Consider the following 17,373-nt stretch of genomic DNA (forward strand, 5'->3'; position numbering starts at 1 on the left):
AAATTCCCAGCTTTTTCCCAGCAACTTCTGCATCGATTGCTGAACAACTGTCGTTTTCCAGCCTCAAAACGGCACTTACGGAGCAGTCGATGCCTCCAGGAGGGCGTGGACGCGACGGAGTCGCTCCAGCCACCAGTCGCGGCGTTCAGCGGCCGCCGCAAACTGCTCCAGCAGCCCCTCGTCGGCGATGGCTTCGCGCACGCGGATGGCGCCGTCGTCGGGCACTAACGGATCCGGCGCGATGTCCGAGGCGAACAGGCGCACCGTCCCAAGCCCGCACGCGTACGGCAATTCGGGCAGCGACGCCGCGAGCGCCAGGCCAGCGCGGATGCCCACCGAGGTATCGAGCGCGGAGCTCACCACGGCCGGAAGCCCGGCTTGGGCGACGATGTCCAACGCCCGCCGCACTCCCCCAAGCGGCGCCACCTTGACCACAATCAGGTCCGCGGCGCCCGCGCGGGCGACCTTGAGGGGGTCGTCTTCCTTGCGGACTGATTCGTCGGCGGCGATGGGGACCGGCGTGCCCTGCTGCGCGAGGCGACGGCGGACTTCCGCGAGGCCTTCGATGTGCGGCACGGGTTGTTCGGCGTATTCGAGCCCGACGGCGGACAGGCGCCCAAGTGCCTCGACCGCCTGCGGCACGTCCCAACCGGCGTTCGCGTCCACGCGGATTGCAGCGTCCGGCAAGGCGTCACGGACTGCGGTGACGCGCGCGACGTCGTCGGCCAGTTCCTGCCCGCGCTCGGCTACCTTGACCTTGACGGCGTCAACCCGGCCGAAGCGCTCGAGGACCTCGGGAACTTTGGCGGCGGGAACGGCCGGAACCGTGGCGTTGACGGGGATGCGGTCCCTGAGCGGAGCGGGGAAACCCTGCCAGGCGGCTTCGAGGGCGGCGGCAAGCCAGCGGGCGGCTTCGGCGTCGCCGTATTCGGGGAAGGGGCAGAATTCACCCCAGCCGGCGGGGCCTTGGAACAGCAGGGTTTCGCGCTCCATGATGCCGCGGAATTTCACCCGCATCGGCAGGGACACCACATGTGCGCTGGCGAGGAGGTCATCGATCGGGGGGACAATACCGGGCACGCGGCAACTTTACACCGGGGCCGGGCGCCCTGGATCTGCGCGGGCGACCCTCACACGCGTTAGGTAGAATGCAGCACAGAACCGGAACAACCGCCGAAGGAGCCCGCATGCAGCGCAAGGCCACCGCACTCGACGTCGCCAAAAGGGCGGGTGTCTCGCGGAGTGCCGTGTCCCTGGTGCTCAACGGCCGGGGCGACGGCAATGTGGCCAAGGAAAGCCAGGACCGCATCCGCCAAGCCGCGGCGGACCTCAACTACTCCCCCAACGCCATCGCCCTCAGTTTGCGGAACCAACGCTCGCGGGTGATCGGGATCGTGTCCGACGAAGTAGTCGTGAGCCCGTTCGACGGCAACATCATTGGCGGGGCGGACGACGTCGCGCGCGCCCACGGCTTTGTCACCGTGGTGATGGACACCGAGCTGGACGCATCGCGGGACGAAAGCGCCGTCGAGACCCTCCTGGACCGGCAAGTCGACGGGCTCATGTACGTGACTGTGGGTTTGAAGCCGCTCGACGTACCGCACGGCATGCTCCGCGTCCCGTCCGTCCTGGCCAATTGCTATGACAACAGTCCCACTCCCCAACTGCATCACGTGATCCCGGACGAGGTCTCGGGTGGCAGGGAAGCAACTGGACATTTGCTGCAGTTGGGGCATCGCGAGATCGCTTTCCTGGCTGGCGCGGCAACGTCACCGGCTGTGCCGCTGCGCGTCGAGGGCCATCGGATGGCGCTGGCCGAGGCGTCGATCCCGGTCCGCGAAGACCGCATCATCATGGCTGGCTGGGACATCGACGACGGTTTCCACGGCGCCATGAAAATGCTCGACGGCGTGTCCCCGGCCGAGCGCCCCACCGCGATCGCGTGCGCGAACGATCGCCTCGCCGTCGGGGTTGCATTAGCGGCCGCGCGGCTGGGTCTGTCCGTGCCCCGGGACCTCTCGATCATGGGGTACGACGACGAATTCCGTATCGCCGCCACCATGGTTCCAGCCCTGACAACCATGGCCCTCCCCTTGCGGGACATGGGAGCCGCGGCGATGTCGATGTTGCTGCGGCAGATCGAGGACCCGGGTTCCGGGATTGCCGCCGCCGCTTCGGGTCTGGAAACCATGGTTCCTTGCCGCTTGGTGGTCCGCGAGTCCACGGGACCCGTGCCCGCCCGTTGAAACTGACCGCTTTTTGCGGCGCTGCCGAAGGTGGTCATTTGTGGAGGGCCCGACGCCGGCCTGCCGCCTATTCGGGGAGCTTCAGTTCCCAGACGTCTGCCGCCGCGCCTTCGGGAAGCTCAAGGATCCATTCCTCACCCGGCGCCGGGTAGGCACGGAGCGTCGTGGCCACGGATCCTGTGCGATACACCTCAACGAGTGATGCATCCACGAAAATGCGCAGCTCTTCGCCGTCGGATACCTGGCCAGCAAAGACCACTTGGCGTTCCGTTCCCGAGGCCAGTACCAGCCGCGCTTCGCCGGCGGCTCCGGAAACCAGGGCCTCAGCAAATGCCGGCACAGACACCGTGCCGGCAGCCCCCTCCGCAAGCAAAGGCCCCCGATATGCCTCAACCTCAGGCGCGGGCGAGACCACCAATGTCCCCTTCTGGACCGACAGGAGGCGAGGGTGGGTCAACACGCCCGCCCACCCGGCAGCGTCGATCTCTTCCTGGGTCCGGCCACGGCGTCCGTCGCGACCCGGGCCTTCGTTGGCCCAGCCCCACAAGAGGGCTTTTGATCCTTCAGCCGGCGATTCGAGCTGGACGATCTGCGGAGCATAGAAGTCCCTGCCGAAGTCCGAGCTTCCGCCAGACCGTGGAGTGAACATCGGCAACCCTGTCTGCGGATCCTCGGTCAATGAACCAATGAGGTGGCCCACGCCGTTAGCGTGTTCATGGTCGTCGCCGGAAAGCCACAGCGAGAACATCATGACCCAGGTTTCACCGCTGTCCGCCGCATCGCCGTCGGACGGCACACGGACCAATTGCGGGCACTCCCAGATCTCGGCCGGTGTGTGCGAGGCAGCCACGGGATTTTCGGTGGTGAGCCAAATGCCTTCGTACTTCCAGCTGGACATGTCCTCCACTGAGTAGAGCAAAAGAGCAGCATGTCCATTGGCGAGCCCGGCGCCCTGCATGGCGTAGCGCTTGCCATTGAAGCGGAAAAGGAATGGATCGCGGACGGCCGTGACCAGCGGATCGGCAGGCATGGACGCTGCCACGTGCCCGGTCTGCTCCCAAGTGACCAGGTCCGCTGAACCGCGGGAAATCACCACTTGCGAGTGGCCGTGCCCGGAGGTTACGCCCGAGTAAGCAGCGGTGGGGACACCGCCGTCGTCCGTCACCACGCCGGTCCAGCAACCATACTCATCGGGCCCGCCGTCCTGCGGACGCAGCGCCACGGGATGCTCATCCCACGTGATGAGGTCCGGGGAGCTGACATGGCCCCAATGGATCCGATGGTGGCGGGCCGACTCCGGGTTGTACTGGAAAAAGACGTGGTAGCGGCCGTCGATGTAGCTGACGCCGTTGGGGTCGTTGATCCAGCCCTGCGCAGGCCGCGGGTGGAAGCGCGGGAACGCCGGATCGGGGTGGATGGCTGCCATGGCCAGGGAAGGTGCGGAGGAGATGAGGTCCGTCATCTGGGGCCTTTCGGGGTAGGGAAACTTATTTGCCGGTGCCGGCGGTAAGGCCGTCGCGCAGGGCACGCTGGCCGAACATGAATACCACCAGTGCCGGAATCATGGAGAGGATCACGCCTGCCAGCACCACGGAGATGCTGCCGGTGCCGAGGTTGCCTTGCAGGGAGACAAGGCCCAGCGGCAGGGTGAAGTTTTGTTCGGAAATGGTCATGATGAGGGGCCTGAAGAACTCGTTCCAGTGGTAGTTGAACGCGAGGATTCCCACGATCGCCATGCCAGGAATGGCCAAAGGCGCGTATACGGAACGGAACGTGCGCCAAGGTGAGGCGCCGTCGATCGCGGCAGCTTCACCCAGGTCAGCCGGGAGCCCCATGAAGTACTGGCGCATCAGGAAGGTGCCGAACGCCGTCGGGATCGCCGGGAGGATCAGCGCGAGGAGCGTGTCCGAGAGGCCGATGCCACGGATCAGCATGAAGACAGGAACGATCGTCACCTGGACGGGCACCATCATGGTGGCCAACACGATTGAGAACAGTGCCCCGCGGCCCTTGAACTTCAGGTTCGCGAACGCGTAGCCGGCCAGCGCCGACGTCAACATCTGCCCGACGGCGATCAGTCCGGTCACGAGCGCGCTGTTCAGCACCAGCAACATGATGTTGAGCTGCTTGAAGACTTGCTCGTAGGAGCTGAAGTCGGGATTGATCGGGAGGAACGACGGCGGCAGTTGGAATGATTCCGCAGGTGACCGGAGCGAGGTGGACAGGGTCCACAACACTGGTCCGAGGATGAATACGGAGACGATGGACAGCAGCACGATTCGTCCGGCCATGCTCCAGTTGCGCTTCTTGCGCTTGACGGTGCGCTCTGGCAAAGGCTGCCCGACGACGACGCGCCGGGTTGAGGTTGTAGTCATGGCGGGCCTTACTGGTAGAAGACGAATCGTTTGCTGAGCCGGAACTGGAGGGCGGTGATGGCCATGATGATCAGCGTGAGGATCACGCCGATCGCCGAGGCCTGGCCGAACTCGAGGCGCTGGAACGCGGACTCGAAGATCACCATCACCGCGGTCCGCGTGGAGTCGCCGGGGCCGCCGCCGGTCAGGACGTAGGGCTGGTCGAAGACCTGGAGCGCGTTGATGATCGCCATGACCGATGCCACCAGGGTGGTGGGGCTCAAGAGCGGGAGCGTCACGTGGACGTGCTTACGCCAGCCGGTGGCGCCGTCGAGCGACGCGGCCTCATACGTTTCCGTCGGGATGGACGCCAGGCCGCCGATGAACAGCAGGAACGAGAACCCGAAGTTCTGCCACACATACACCAGGATCACGACGGCGGCAGAACCGGTCGGCGTCGTCAGCCACGGGACGGCGGGGATGCCGACGAAAGACAGGAGCCAGTTGACCACGCCGAATTGTTCGTTGAACAGGTACCGCATGAAGATGGACACCGAGGCGGCGGAAAGGATCAGCGGGAAGAAGAACGCGCTCCGGAAGAAGACGCGCAGCCAGGACGGCAGTTTCTCCTGCACCATGATGGCCAAGGCGAGCGCCAGTCCGAGTTGCAGGGCTACGGCCACCACCACGAACCCGATGGTGTTCAGGAACGAAACGCGGACCGTGGGGTCTTGGGCCACTTCGGCGAAGTTGTCGAAACCGACGAAGCTTGGTGGCGAGATGATGTCCCAGCGGAAGAAGGCGAGGACCACGGACGCCACGATCGGCACCAGTGTGAACAGGCCCATGCCCAGGATCGTGGGAGCCAGGAAAGCCCAAGGCAGCCAGCGCTGGCGCTGCCTTCCGTTTGGCTGGCCCGTCGCGGCGGCGCCGCCACGGCGCGTGGCGGAGGTTGGCCTTGTTGCCGTGCTCATTACTGCCTCCTCAAGGCGATCTCAAGGTCGCGCTGCATGGAATCGAGTGCTTGCTTGAGTTGGCGCTCGTCTCCGCTGACGGCCAGGGATGCGTTCTTCATCAGGGCGGTCTCGACGGCGGCCTCTTGGGCAGGTGCGGGAATCGGACCGGTAGTGGGGAATTTGTCGAGGGTGTCGTAGAAGACTTTCCAATGCTTGGGTCCCCGGCCTGCGTAAAGCTCGGCGTTGACCATGGAGCGGCGGGCCGGGGTGGTGTTCGGCGTCGGGAAGACCAGGCGCATCGCTTCCAGGCTCGACGTGAACTTGACCCACTCCCAAGCAGCGTCCTTGTCCTTGGCGGTCTTCATGATGGCGTAGCCCGCGGTGCCGAACTGGTGCCGTTGGGTCCGCCAGCGGGGGAAGAACTGGACATCGAACCCGTCCTCGGCCATTCCCGCTTCGTGCAGGCCTTCCACCCAGTAGCCGCCGGCCGGGGTCATTCCGATCCTGTTGGAAGCGAACAGGCCGATCAGCGAGCTTCCGCCGCCTTCTTCCGGACGGACGCCCAAGCCATCCTTGACGAGCCCGCGGAGGTAATCGAAAGACTCGTACACCCGGGGGTCGTCCGCATTCGGCTCAAGCCATTGGTACCCGCCCGAACGCAGCTTCCGGGACGGATCCTGTGCGTAGAAGCTGTCCCAGAACCACTCGCCGCCGGTGGATTTGGTTTCTTTGAGGAAGCTCGTGTCGTTGGCGTACAGCCACGGGACAACACCGCCGAAGAGCCTGTTGGTCCAGTAGTACGGAGTGAAGTCGGATGGGCGGGCTTTCCGCATGGCAGCGAGGGAGTTACGGAAATCGACCTGGGTCCAGTTGTCCGCCGGACGGTCGAGTCCTGCCTGCTGAAGGGCCGAGGTGTTGTAGTACATGTTGGCGGCGTTCCAGTCGATAGGCAGCTGGAAAAGGCTGCCCTTGTACATGAACGCTTCCACGAGGCTCGGGTGGACATCGGCGAAGTACTCCTTCATGTCCGCGGCATCGCGGCGAAGGTAGTCGTCGAGCGGGTAGGCCAGCTTTTCGGCAAACAGCTGCGCGCCTTCCGTTGCCACATAGACCACATCCGGTGGCGTTCCGGCCGCCACCATGGTGAGGATCTTGGTAAAGAAGTCCTTCCAGTCCACCGCCTGGATGGCTTGGACCTTGACCGGGATTTCCGGATGGACCCTCATGAACGCATCAATCACCCGCTGGCGGGCGGCAGCGTCCGCGGCGGTTCCCATGATGGCGATGCTGAGGCTGTTGTCCCCGCGGCCCGGGATATCCATGCCGGTCAACCGCGGCCACGACGCGACGGTTGCTCCAACAATTCCCGCACCCAAGGCACCGAGGGCTGTCCTGCGTGAGATTTCACGCAGCATCCCGTTGCTTCCTGGCATGTCGATTTCCTTCCTAACACGTGTTAGGAAGCGTAAATCCTCGACCTAACACGTGTCAAGCGTCACATGGAGATGTTTCGTGCGTCTCCCCAACCCGGTTCACATCCCGCCGCTGAATTCCCCGGCTTCTTGTGCTCGAGCGTTCGGGAAAAGGCCGCCAAATGTGCAAGAGCGTCCAGGAAAAGGCGGTCAGATGTGAGCGCGCGTCGGGAAGGGAACCCCCATAGGTGCAAGAGGGTTCAATTTCGGCGGCGTGGCGAATACGCTGATGCAAACCGCCCGACCCGACCCACCGCCGTCGACACCCGACACCCCACCCGACCCGAACCACCGCCGTCGACACCCACCCCGCCACCACGCGCCAACGGCGAGGACACCCTTATCCCCGACTTTGGAGCACCTGATGACAGGTTGGAACGCAGAGAACCTTGCCGGCTCGCCCGGCGCCGGCGCGGTGACGTTGCTGGCCGGAACGTCGTTTTGCGTCTCGGCGGCCAACGGCGACATGGACCAATCGGCGCCGCACGGGATGTTCTTCCGGGACACCCGGTTCGTCTCGAACTGGCTCCTGAAGGTCAATGGGCACGCCGTCGAGCCGCTGAGTTCCATCGTTCCGGAGCCGTTCCGGGCTGATTTCATCGCGCGCCCGGCACGCACGGACGGGGTCGCGGACAGCCATTTGCTGATCGAACGACGGCGGAGCATGTTCGGCGGCGTCCGCGAAGAAATCACGATCAGGAATTTCTCCACCAAGCCGAGCAGCTTCTCATTGTCGCTCACGGTCAACGCGGACTTTGCGGACATCTTCGAAGTCAAGGAAGGCCGTGCCCACCACGAGAGCATCCATTTGACGCGTGGAAGCAACGGCGAGGTTCGTATTGAGTCGGAAAAGCAGGACCACCCTGTCATGGTCACCATTGATGCTCCGGGCGCCGATGTTGACGGTGACGTCCTGAACTACGACGTCACGATTGATCCGCAAAAGCATTGGTCCACCGTGGTCACGGCCACTCCGAGCATCGAAGGCGTGGGGCCGGAAGCTGACGCGCCGGTCTGGGGCAGCGAACAACCCGTGGACGTGCCGGAGGAGCGGCAACAGGAGTGGGACGAAAAGGTCCCCACCACCGAGTTCAGCAACAAGGCTTTCGAAAAGGTCCTGAACCAGAGCAGGGCGGACCTCGGCTCCTTGCGGATCTTCGACCCCGACCATCCAGGAAGGACTGTGGTGGCTGCCGGATCCCCGTGGTTCATGGCTTTGTTCGGCCGGGATTCCCTGTTGACGTCCTTCATGACCCTTCCATTGGATCCATCGCTTGCCTTGGGCACGCTCCAAACGCTCGCTGACCACCAAGGCAAAACCGTGAATCCCCTGAGCGAAGAAGAACCGGGGAAGATCTTGCATGAGGTCCGCTTCGGCGCCGCCACGGGCCTTGCCTTGGGCGGCGGCAGCGCCTACTACGGCTCCGTCGATGCCACGCCGCTGTTCGTCACGCTGGCCGGGGAGCTGACGCGTTGGGGCTTCCGCTCCGAAGTCACGGCTTCGCTTTTGCCGGCATTGGACCGGGCCTTGGAGTGGATCCGAAACTACGGCGACGCTGATGGGGACGGCTTTGTCGAATACGAACGCGCAACGGAGCATGGCTTGTTCAACCAGGGGTGGAAGGATTCCGGGGACGGCATCAATTTTGCCGACGGCACCATTGCCAAGCCGCCAACCGCCCTTTGCGAAGTCCAGGGGTACGTCTACACGGCCTATCTCAGCCGCGCGCTCATGGCCGAGGTTGACGGCGATATGGAATTGGCCGAGCTATGGGGGGCCCGCGCGGCCGAGCTCAAGCGGAGGTTCAACGAACAGTTCTGGCTCCCGGAGCGTGGCTACTTCGCAGTCGCCCTCGATCGCGACAAACGCCGCGTGGATTCCTGCGCCTCCAATATGGGCCATTGCCTTTGGAGCGGAATCGTCGACGACGACAAGGCTCCCTTGGTCGCGGAGCGGTTGATGTCCAGCGAGATGTTCACCGGCTGGGGCGTGCGCACGCTGGCCTCGGATATGGCAGCCTACAACCCGGCGAGCTATCACAACGGTTCGGTATGGCCGCACGACAATGCCCTGATTGCCGCCGGCCTCATGCGGTACGGCTTCATCGACGAATCCCGGCGCATCATCACCGGGTTGCTCGACGCCGCCGAGGCCTTCGGCGGACGGCTCCCGGAATTGTTCTGCGGTTTGGACAGGAAAACCTACGGCTCGCCCGTTCCCTACCCCTCTTCATGTTCCCCGCAAGCCTGGGCGGCCGCCACGCCGGTCCACCTCCTCCGTGTACTGCTCCGCTTCGACCCCTGCCTCACACACGGCGGGCTGTGGCTTGCGCCCGTGATTCCAGCGGATTTCGGGGACATCCGGGTGCGCAACATTCCGCTGGCCGGATCACGGATAGCGGTGGATTTCGTCAATGGGATTACGCGCGTTGCCCACCTCCCTGAAGACGTCGAGCTGCATCGGGGGCCGCGCAAGCCGCTCTCGGACCTGCTGGACGTTTATAAAGCCGGGGGGCAATAGTGCGCATCGGTTTGGTGGCCCCGCCATGGATTCCGGTCCCGCCGCCGGCGTATGGCGGAACCGAGGCTGTTGTGGACATCCTCGCGCGGGGCTTGTCGGCGGCGGGCCACGAGGTCCTTCTCGCGGCGGCGTCCGGGAGCACATGTCCAGTGGCCAAGATTCCCGGCCCGGCCCCGGCGGACGGATCGCGGATAGGTTTCGGTGTGGACGAACTGCGGCACGCCGCGTTTGCCTTCGCCGCGATGGCAGACATGGACGTCATCCACGACCACACCCTCGCCGGACCGCTTTACCGGCATCGGCCAGGGAACATGCCCATGGTTGCCACAGCACATCTCCCCTTCTCCGAGGAGAACCACGACATCTACCAAGCCATGTCCGCGGACACCGCCATCGTCGCCATTTCGCACCATCAGGCGCAATCTTCCTCGCGGATCGCCGTCCGAAGGGTCATCCATCACGGCATCGACACGTCGTCGATTCCTGTTGGAGCAGGCGATGGCGGATACGCCAGCTTCCTTGGCCGGATGGATCCAGGCAAGGGCTTGCCTGAAGCAATCGAAGCGGCACGATTGGCCGGTGTCCCGCTTCGCATCGCGGCCAAGATGTACAGCGCGGAGGAACAGGAGTACTACTCCGACGTCATCGCTCCCATGCTGGGCCCCGGGGTTGAGTACCTTGGCGAATTGAACGCGACGGACAAGTACAGTCTCATGGGCGGCTCGGTGGCGCTGCTGAATCCCATCCAGTGGTCCGAGCCCTTCGGCATGGCCATGATCGAGGCTTTGGCCACGGGAACCCCGGTGGTGGCAACGCATCGCGGATCCGCCCCCGAAATCGTGTCAGAGGGAACCACTGGCTACCTCGGCACCACTCCCCTCGAGTTGGCGCACGCCTTGATTGCAGCGGGAGCACTGGACCGAGGCGCGTGCCGCGATGCGGCGGAAACCTACTTCAGCGCCGAAAGGATGGTCACCGAGCACCTGTCCCTCTATGAGGAACTCCTGTCCGGGAAACAACCGTCCTGACGCACGTCGGGGCAAACCCCAGCTGGGTATGGCACCCTGAAAGTAATGACTTATCCAAGGACCAGAGGGCTCCCGACCACCCGAAAGACCGATCACGCGCCGAGGGCAGGCACGGGATCGGGCTTCCTTTTTGTGATGGCAACCTTGTGGTGCATGATCGCGTTGGCCGGCACGTACTACTTCTTCGTCCGCACCACCACGGGCCAGTACATTGACGAGTCCGCTTTGGTGGAGGCGGCAACCCTCAACGGTCCGGCCGAACGCGCATCAACCCAGTTCCTCGATTGGCTGCCGGTCATTTCGGTGGTGATTGCCGCCGTCGTGGTTTTGTTCGTCACGATCATGCGGCGCCGCTGGAAGGCGGCCGGGATCGCGCTCGTGGCGTGTGTGGCGGCGAACCTGGCCACCCAGCTTTTGAAGGATTGGTTCCCGGACCGGCCGTTCCGCGGGGTCCAGACCATCGAGCTTAATTCCTTGCCGTCCGGCCACACGACGCTCGCCGCGTCGGCGGCCGCGGCGGTGTTCCTGGTGGTGTCCCCGAGGTGGCGGCCCTTGGCCGGTTTCCTGGGCGGCACTTTCGCGGTGGCGGCCGGAGTGTCCACGCTGGTCAACCAGTGGCACCGCCCGGCCGACGTCGTTGCGGCCTTCCTGGTGGTGGGCGCGGTCATGCTGCCGGCCGGGTGGCTGGTGCTGCGCACGGGGAACCGCTGGAATGTCCAGGACGGTCGCGGCGACCATTGGGCGTCGTCCCGATTGTGGGCGCTGTTATCGACCATGGCCGGGATCGCGTCGGCGGCGGTTGCGGTGTATTCCCTCGTGCGGATCGCCCCCGGCTTCGGCCAGGAAAACAGCACCACGAACTACTTCTGGGCTGGCGTTTCGCTTATTGTGATTGCCGGCTACCTCGCGACGGTTGCCGCCACCTGGCTTTTCGGCGTGAGTGCCCGACGGCGGCACGCGCTTTAGCTGCCGGCCGTCCGGCCTCGCAGGACCCGCCTCCGAGGACGGGCAAAACCCATTGACGCGTCCCCCACCGAGGTCTATCGTTTAGTAAACCAACTGATTGATAAACGAAGTGGTTGATAAAGAGATGGCGGACGACTCCCTCGACAAAGCCTTCGCGGCACTGGCAGATCCGGTGCGTCGAGCGATCGTCGCACGGCTCAGCAGGGGTCCCGCGACGCTCAGCGAGCTCGCAGAGCCGTTCGACATCACTTTGCAGGCCGTGTCCAAGCACATCACCGTCCTTGAAGCGGCGGGCCTTGTCTGGAGGACGCGGGACGCCCAACGCCGTCCCGTGCACTTGGACGCGGCAGCCCTGGAACGCCTTACTTCGTGGATCGATCGGTACCGGCTGGAAGCCGAGGCGCGCTACCGGCAATTGGATGCCCTGCTGGCCGCCCCGCAACGAATGAAGGAGAAGGAATCATGACCAATCCCGTGCTCATCGATGCCGTTCCCGGCACCTCGTACGCCGACATCGTCCGCGAATTCGAGGCACCTGTGGAGGCAGTCTTCCGGGCGCACGCCGAGCAGGACCTGTTCGTCCAATGGATCGGGCCGCGCCGGCTCGAAAGCACCATCACCCACTGGGACTTCCGCACCGGCGGAGGATACGGATTCGAGCAAAAGGACTCCAACGGCAACGTCTATGGCTTCCGCGGTGTAATCCACACCGTCATCGACAACGAGCTCATCATCCAGACCTTCGAATTCCTCGGTGCGCCCAACGAGGTAAGCCTGGACATCCTCCGGTTCGAACCGCTTCCCAACGGCCGCACGCGCTTGCGGGGCCACTCGGTCTTCCCGTCGAAAGAAGCGCTCGAAGCCATCATGGCCGAGGGCATGGAGTACGGCATGACCGAGGGCTACGAAAAGCTCGACGAACTGCTGGCCAAAGGCTGACGGACCTAAGAAGCGTAAACCGGCCTCGGCACCATGGAGCGCAACCGTTTCCGTGCCGGTTCCTCGACGAACTTGAACATCACCCAGGTGCCAAAGGCGATCTCGAGCAGGCACGCTGCCGCGAGCAGGTTGGTCATCAAGGGAGCCGCCCCGGCCGGCCAGTCCCGATTGATCCAGTAGAAGAGGTAGATGAAGAACATGTGCACCAAATAAAGGCTGTAGGAACTCCGGCCGCCATATTGCAGCCAGCGTGCTGACAACGCCGCGTTGAGCCGCCCGCGGGCCAGGCTCAGCAGCGCGACAAGGAGCGGGAACGCAAGGACCGCGAGCCGTCCCGGACCCGGTTTGCCCGCGAGCGCCAGGAAGACGACGACGGCGGTCCCCACCAACACGGCGCCGCGGCCGGCAAGTGCCGGGTTGAGTTTGAGGTGGTCGGCATTGCGGGTCGCGAGGCAAGCGAAGGCACCGGAGGTGAAGCAGCAGGCGATGCGCAACAGCCAATGGAACGGCTGATCGCCCGAACCGACAGGAAGGTCCGGACCCCAGGCCGCTGTGGGAAGCAGAACCACGATCGAAGCCGCCAGGGCCGCGAGCGGATGCAACGTCCGCAAGCGGAAGAGTGGCAACGCCAGCAGGGGGAACGCGAGGTAGGCGAGCCATTCCGCGCTCACCGTCCAGCCGGGACCGAACCAGCTCGCGCCGTCAGTGGTCGGCTGGAACCAGAGGTGCACCATCAACAACTGCTTGGCCAGACCCCAGGGAGACAGATCGGGCGTCTGGGTCTGCAGCGACCATGTTGACGCGTTTTCCTGCGCGGTCCCGTACACGAACCACAGGCCGAGGACGCCCACCACCAGGGCGAACGCCGGCCACATCCGGGCAAAGCGCGCCCAGACAAAATCGCCGGCCGCGCGCCAACGGAACTGCGGCCCAAGCCGGTCCAGGTAGGTATAGGTAATGATGAAGCCGCTGAGGACAAAGAACACGTCCACGCCGAGGTCGCCGTTGGCGATAACGGGGCCGAACAGATCGTAAACCGGCGCCAGGAAGGTCTGCCGCAATGCTTGGAGATGGAAGAGCACAACCCACAGTGCGGCGATGAACCGCAATGCCGTCAGGGTCCCGATATCCGCCTGGGAAGACCCCGCGGGAGTGCTTTTCGGCCGGGTAGTTTTCGTAGTTGCTTGCGAGTGCGGAGGCGACATGACCGAGAACATTCGATTCATTCTACCGAAGGCTCCTGATCGAACGCTGGGAGCCGCCACCCGCCGTCGGGCTAGTAGTTCCTGTGGTGCTTGAGTTTCGGGAGCGCGACGGCGAACACGGCCGCCGCTGCCAGGCCCAGGACGCCTGTGGCCCAGACGCCGGCGGCGAGGGATATCGCGGCGGTCAGGGCCGAGAGGAGGACGGGTCCGCCGGTGGACCCGGCGTCGGAAATGAAGCGCCACAACCCGAGGAACTGGCCGCGGCCTTTGTCCGGCGAAAAGTCTGCGCCGAGGGTCATGATGAGCCCGGAACCGATGCCGTTGCCGAAACCAATGAGCAAAGCGGCCAAGAGCAGTCCCACGAACTCAGTGGACAACGGGATCAGGAACAGCGCGATGCCCATGGTGATGGTGGACGGCACGGCAACCCACAGGCGGCCTTTGCGGTCCATGAGCTTGCCGGCCGGGTAGAAGACCAGCATGTCGATCGCTCCGGACAAGCCGTAAATTAATGAGGCGTGCGTGGCGTCGAGGCCCAGATGGTCCGCCCACAACGGAATGACCACCTGCCGGGAAGCCCTGAGCGCGCTCAGCAGGAGTATTCCCGTGCCGACAGTCAGGAAGACCCGGGCGTGGGAGACCGCGACGCCCCGGAGGGTGGGCTCGGGAGCCTTGGGGCCGCCGTCGGCGTCGTCCGGGAGCACGAGGTCCGGGATGGTGAGGGATAAGACGGATGCCGCGGCCATGCCCACCACGCCAACCCAGTACGCTCCGCTGATGCCGGCGAACTGCATCACCGCCGCACCCACGAACGGACCGATGAACATGCCGATCCGGGTCACGCCGCCCAAGGTGGACAACGCCCGCGCCCGATACATGACCGGAACTGCCTCGGTAAGGTACTTCTGCCGGGCCAGGTTGAAGACGCTGACGGTCATCCCGACGACCGTCATCGCCGCCGCGAGCAACCAGACTCCGTTGTGCGCCAGGAGCGGAGCGAAACCGGCGGCCAGCAAGGCCAACGCTCCAGCGGCGCCTGCCACTACGATCGCCCACCGTTCGCCGAACTTGATGGTGATGAGGGACGCGGGCAGGTTGAAGAACCAGGACCCCAAGCCGATCAGGGTAACCACCAGTGCGGACACGGCCACGGACGCGCCGAGGTCGCGCGCGGACAAGGCAATTACCGGCAACACCGCGCCTTCGCCGATGCTGAACAGCAGTGCCGGCCCGAAGGCGGGTAGGGCAATGCTGCGGAGGCTGAAGGGTTGGACGGTGTTGGTTGTTGTCATCCCCTTCATCCTAGGCTTTTCGCCTGAGCCGGAGGCCCTGCGAAGGAGTATCTTGTCGACATGAGAGATGTATCACTGGATCGGCGCGGGGCGGCCGCCGATCGGCTCCTGCGTGCCGCGGAACTCACTCACGCCCATTGGTTCTTCGGCAACCTCTACGAAAGCCTTGCCAAGATTCCGCACCGCGTCGCGGGCTCAGCGCCGAGCCCCGAATTGCCGAGGTCGCCTTTCGGTGCCGGAAGTCCCGGCCGGTACTACGCCCCCGTTGCGCCATTGAATGTGCCCTTGGTCGTCGCCGCGACGGTCACCTCGTGGAACAGGCCACGACGGCGGCCCTGGCTGGTGCTAGCGGCCGCGAGTTCGGCGGTGGGCGGCGCCGCCACGGCGTACCTTTTGCGGTCGGTCAACCCCAAGTTGTTCTTCGGTCCCGAGCCTTTGGACCCCGCGCAGCGGACCCCGTTGTTGGCAACCTGGTACCGGGTCCACGCGGTCAGGCTGGCGGCGAGCGCGGTGGCCTTGGCCGCGATCGACCACGCAAGGACACTCGGTCCATGACTCAGGAAGAGTGGCGGAAGCGTTCGGAGTGGCCACTCCTCGCGGCGGCTGTGGTGTTCCTCGCCGCGTTTTCGGTCCAGGTCATCGCGAATACCGAGGCCGTTGTGGTGGAAGTCCTCATCTGGGGAACCTGGGCCGTGTTCGTGCTGGACTACGCCATCAACTTGTACCTCGCGCCTCATCGCGTCCGGTGGTTCTTCCGCAACCTGCACGAGCTCGCCATTGTTGCCTTGCCCGCTCTCCGGCCCTTGCGCCTCCTGCGCCTGGTCAGCCTCCTGCAGGTGGTGCACCGCATTGGCGGCAACGCCCTCCGCAGCCGCGTGCTGGTGTACGTCCTGGGGGCTGCCACGCTCCTGATCTATGCCGGCGCGCTTGCCGCCCTCGACGCCGAGGAAAACGTACCGGGTGCGAACATCAAGAACTTCGGTGACGCGATCTGGTGGGCCCTCACCACGATCACCACGGTCGGCTACGGGGACCACTACCCCATCACGGTCCTGGGACGATGCGTGGCCGCTGGCCTGATGGTGGGCGGGGTGGCAATTCTGGGCCTGGTGACCGCTTCCGTGGCGTCCTGGATGGTGGAGTCCGTTGCCGTCGAGACGGCGGCGGAACTCGACGCCGCCGAAGCGCCTGTCTTCGAGGAGCTTCGGCGCCTCCGGACGCAGGTCGATCGGCTCACGGCGTTGCTGGAAGCGCGGGAGGAATCTTCAGCGGAACCTTCGGAAGCCGGCCGGATTACCGAGAATTAGTCGCTATTTCAGGAAACCCGCGCTGAACGAGTTCAAGTCCACGTTGATGCCGTTGAGGTTGTGTTCGAACTTTTGCTGGATTCCGATCCTCATGGTGCCGTTCGTGTTCCAGCCGCCGTACTGAACCGGCGCCGGGGCCAAGTGGTCCGGGATCCATCGTGAATAGTCGAGGTTGCTGGTATCGGTGTCCCACAAGGGGACATCCGCGAACGCCGTGCTGTTGCCCATCAGTCCAGGCCACATTCCGCTGCCGCTGTAGATGACGGGCCGCACGCCGAGGCTCCGCACTCCATCCACCATGGCGCGGGTCACCGGGGAACTCCCGGTTTCGATGTCCAAGGCAAAAAACTGCAATTGCGGTATGTACGGGCCTGCGGCCTTGATGCCGTTCTCCCAGCACGAGGCATCGCGCGTATACACCGCGATCTTGAGTCCGGCGTCGAGCGCCATCTTCAATTGCTCTTGCGTCCTCTGCCAAGGCGTGCACGTGCCCCACACGGTCGAGTGCATCACGTACAGCCGGAACCCTTCGGCATAAGCCTGCCGGAACCACGCCGGATCCGTGACCGCCGCGGTGGTGTCCAGGACTTTCACCGAACCGTTCGGCCCTTCCTGGCCGTTTTGGGGTGCCGCGCCTTGGGGTACCGCGCCTTGGGGCACGACGGCGGCCGGCGCGGCGGCTGCGGCAGCCTGCGGATCCGCGGTCGGTGCTGGAGCGGGTGCCGCTTCGGGCGTCTTTGCGGGGACGGGCGCCACCTCAGCGGCGGGTGCGGCGTTGGCGATCGGTGCCGGACCGGCGTCGGGCACTGAGTTGACGGTTGGCCGGGAAGTACCGGCTGAAGCGCTGGGCAGCACGATCAACAGTAAGAGGGCAACAACGGCAAAAGCGAGTTTTTTCGGGATCAAGCAAGGCTCCTGGGCGCTGGCCGCACGGTCTGAACGAGGGCACAGCGGAAGTCGATGGCGCGACGGATGACACTACGCCGTGCCCGGGCCCAGTTCCCGGTCAGGCGCGAGGACCCCTCGAAAAGGTGCGGTCCAAGAGCCACTCTAGGAAAAAGTCAGGCGATCCGAAAATTTGCAATCC

The 17,373-nt window shown here is 64.7% G+C and carries 16 protein-coding genes; 8 read left to right on the forward strand and 8 right to left on the reverse strand.

The window, feature by feature from the left end; genetic code table 11:
• Positions 1-75: 75 nt before the first annotated feature.
• The gene (locus tag ABCW42_RS16320; protein WP_423184923.1) at positions 76-1,017 is read right to left on the reverse strand and encodes an o-succinylbenzoate synthase; all 942 of its coding nucleotides are present in this window, start codon (positions 1,015-1,017) and stop codon (positions 76-78) included.
• A 170-nt stretch (positions 1,018-1,187) separates the two neighbouring features.
• Between ABCW42_RS16320 and ABCW42_RS16325 the strand changes: the two genes are divergently transcribed.
• Positions 1,188-2,246, forward strand: coding sequence for a LacI family DNA-binding transcriptional regulator (locus tag ABCW42_RS16325; protein WP_423182170.1), 1,059 nt, complete (start codon positions 1,188-1,190; stop codon positions 2,244-2,246).
• Between the two features lie 67 nt (positions 2,247-2,313).
• Here the strand turns inward: ABCW42_RS16325 and ABCW42_RS16330 are convergent, their stop codons facing one another.
• The 4 genes from ABCW42_RS16330 to ABCW42_RS16345 are packed head-to-tail and all read right to left on the reverse strand — an operon-like array spanning position 2,314 to position 6,989.
• Positions 2,314-3,708 (reverse strand): glycoside hydrolase family 32 protein, encoded by a 1,395-nt coding sequence (locus tag ABCW42_RS16330; RefSeq protein WP_423182171.1) that lies wholly within the window; start codon positions 3,706-3,708, stop codon positions 2,314-2,316.
• Positions 3,709-3,733: 25 nt separating this feature from the next.
• On the reverse strand, positions 3,734-4,621 hold the full coding sequence (locus ABCW42_RS16335) for a carbohydrate ABC transporter permease (RefSeq protein WP_423182172.1): 888 nt from the start codon (positions 4,619-4,621) through the stop codon (positions 3,734-3,736).
• Between the two features lie 8 nt (positions 4,622-4,629).
• Positions 4,630-5,574 carry a carbohydrate ABC transporter permease gene (locus tag ABCW42_RS16340; protein ID WP_423182173.1) on the reverse strand — a complete coding sequence of 315 codons (945 nt, stop codon included), beginning with the start codon at positions 5,572-5,574 and terminating at the stop codon, positions 4,630-4,632.
• Entirely contained in the window at positions 5,574-6,989 is a 1,416-nt protein-coding gene (locus ABCW42_RS16345) for an extracellular solute-binding protein (RefSeq protein WP_423182174.1), read from the reverse strand. The genes ABCW42_RS16340 and ABCW42_RS16345 overlap by 1 nt, the downstream gene beginning before the upstream one ends.
• A 403-nt stretch (positions 6,990-7,392) precedes the next feature.
• Between ABCW42_RS16345 and ABCW42_RS16350 the strand changes: the two genes are divergently transcribed.
• From ABCW42_RS16350 to ABCW42_RS16370, 5 genes are all read left to right on the forward strand, one after another.
• On the forward strand, positions 7,393-9,549 hold the full coding sequence (locus ABCW42_RS16350) for a glycogen debranching N-terminal domain-containing protein (protein ID WP_423182175.1): 2,157 nt from the start codon (positions 7,393-7,395) through the stop codon (positions 9,547-9,549).
• Positions 9,549-10,577, forward strand: a complete 1,029-nt coding sequence (locus ABCW42_RS16355) for a glycosyltransferase (RefSeq protein ID WP_423182176.1) — start codon at positions 9,549-9,551, stop codon at positions 10,575-10,577. Before ABCW42_RS16350 ends, ABCW42_RS16355 begins: the two co-directional genes overlap by 1 nt.
• A gap of 45 nt (positions 10,578-10,622) precedes the next feature.
• On the forward strand, positions 10,623-11,543 hold the full coding sequence (locus tag ABCW42_RS16360) for a phosphatase PAP2 family protein (protein WP_423182177.1): 921 nt from the start codon (positions 10,623-10,625) through the stop codon (positions 11,541-11,543).
• Between the two features lie 124 nt (positions 11,544-11,667).
• Positions 11,668-12,009: an ArsR/SmtB family transcription factor gene (locus ABCW42_RS16365; RefSeq protein ID WP_423184924.1), complete on the forward strand. Its 342-nt coding sequence runs from the start codon at positions 11,668-11,670 to the stop codon at positions 12,007-12,009.
• Complete coding sequence (locus ABCW42_RS16370) at positions 12,006-12,482, forward strand: SRPBCC family protein (protein ID WP_423182178.1); 477 nt, start codon at positions 12,006-12,008, stop codon at positions 12,480-12,482. Before ABCW42_RS16365 ends, ABCW42_RS16370 begins: the two co-directional genes overlap by 4 nt.
• Before the next feature lie 5 nt (positions 12,483-12,487).
• Here ABCW42_RS16370 and ABCW42_RS16375 read toward each other — a convergent pair whose 3' ends face one another.
• Both ABCW42_RS16375 and ABCW42_RS16380 read right to left on the reverse strand, forming a co-directional pair.
• Positions 12,488-13,699, reverse strand: coding sequence for an acyltransferase family protein (locus ABCW42_RS16375; protein WP_423182179.1), 1,212 nt, complete (start codon positions 13,697-13,699; stop codon positions 12,488-12,490).
• 59 nt (positions 13,700-13,758) lie between these two features.
• Positions 13,759-14,979: an MFS transporter gene (locus ABCW42_RS16380; RefSeq protein WP_423182180.1), complete on the reverse strand. Its 1,221-nt coding sequence runs from the start codon at positions 14,977-14,979 to the stop codon at positions 13,759-13,761.
• 60 nt (positions 14,980-15,039) lie between these two features.
• Between ABCW42_RS16380 and ABCW42_RS16385 the strand changes: the two genes are divergently transcribed.
• Both ABCW42_RS16385 and ABCW42_RS16390 read left to right on the forward strand, forming a co-directional pair.
• A complete protein-coding gene (locus ABCW42_RS16385) occupies positions 15,040-15,534 on the forward strand; it encodes a hypothetical protein (RefSeq protein ID WP_423182181.1) in 495 nt (164 codons plus the stop codon).
• Entirely contained in the window at positions 15,531-16,286 is a 756-nt protein-coding gene (locus tag ABCW42_RS16390; protein ID WP_423182182.1) for a potassium channel family protein, read from the forward strand. Before ABCW42_RS16385 ends, ABCW42_RS16390 begins: the two co-directional genes overlap by 4 nt.
• A 3-nt stretch (positions 16,287-16,289) precedes the next feature.
• On the opposite strand, the gene ABCW42_RS16395 is transcribed toward ABCW42_RS16390, so the two are convergent.
• Positions 16,290-17,192, reverse strand: a complete 903-nt coding sequence (locus ABCW42_RS16395) for a hypothetical protein (protein WP_423182183.1) — start codon at positions 17,190-17,192, stop codon at positions 16,290-16,292.
• Positions 17,193-17,373: the final 181 nt, after the last annotated feature.

This window comes from Arthrobacter sp. NyZ413 (genome assembly GCF_049390645.1).
GTDB lineage: Bacteria > Actinomycetota > Actinomycetes > Actinomycetales > Micrococcaceae > Arthrobacter.

What these genes read in the sequence shown, in the direction of transcription:
- ABCW42_RS16325 (WP_423182170.1), top strand. Translation starts at nt 1,188, where the DNA reads ATGCAGCGCAAGGCCACCGCACTCGACGTCGCCAAAAGGGCGGGTGTC.
- ABCW42_RS16365 (WP_423184924.1), top strand. Translation starts at nt 11,668, where the DNA reads ATGGCGGACGACTCCCTCGACAAAGCCTTCGCGGCACTGGCAGATCCG.
- ABCW42_RS16375 (WP_423182179.1), bottom strand. Translation starts at nt 13,699, where the DNA reads ATGTTCTCGGTCATGTCGCCTCCGCACTCGCAAGCAACTACGAAAACT.
- ABCW42_RS16350 (WP_423182175.1), top strand. Translation starts at nt 7,393, where the DNA reads ATGACAGGTTGGAACGCAGAGAACCTTGCCGGCTCGCCCGGCGCCGGC.
- ABCW42_RS16390 (WP_423182182.1), top strand. Translation starts at nt 15,531, where the DNA reads ATGACTCAGGAAGAGTGGCGGAAGCGTTCGGAGTGGCCACTCCTCGCG.
- ABCW42_RS16330 (WP_423182171.1), bottom strand. Translation starts at nt 3,708, where the DNA reads ATGACGGACCTCATCTCCTCCGCACCTTCCCTGGCCATGGCAGCCATC.
- ABCW42_RS16335 (WP_423182172.1), bottom strand. Translation starts at nt 4,621, where the DNA reads ATGACTACAACCTCAACCCGGCGCGTCGTCGTCGGGCAGCCTTTGCCA.
- ABCW42_RS16370 (WP_423182178.1), top strand. Translation starts at nt 12,006, where the DNA reads ATGACCAATCCCGTGCTCATCGATGCCGTTCCCGGCACCTCGTACGCC.
- ABCW42_RS16380 (WP_423182180.1), bottom strand. Translation starts at nt 14,979, where the DNA reads ATGACAACAACCAACACCGTCCAACCCTTCAGCCTCCGCAGCATTGCC.
- ABCW42_RS16340 (WP_423182173.1), bottom strand. Translation starts at nt 5,574, where the DNA reads ATGAGCACGGCAACAAGGCCAACCTCCGCCACGCGCCGTGGCGGCGCC.
- ABCW42_RS16360 (WP_423182177.1), top strand. Translation starts at nt 10,623, where the DNA reads ATGACTTATCCAAGGACCAGAGGGCTCCCGACCACCCGAAAGACCGAT.
- ABCW42_RS16320 (WP_423184923.1), bottom strand. Translation starts at nt 1,017, where the DNA reads ATGCGGGTGAAATTCCGCGGCATCATGGAGCGCGAAACCCTGCTGTTC.
- ABCW42_RS16385 (WP_423182181.1), top strand. Translation starts at nt 15,040, where the DNA reads ATGAGAGATGTATCACTGGATCGGCGCGGGGCGGCCGCCGATCGGCTC.
- ABCW42_RS16345 (WP_423182174.1), bottom strand. Translation starts at nt 6,989, where the DNA reads ATGCCAGGAAGCAACGGGATGCTGCGTGAAATCTCACGCAGGACAGCC.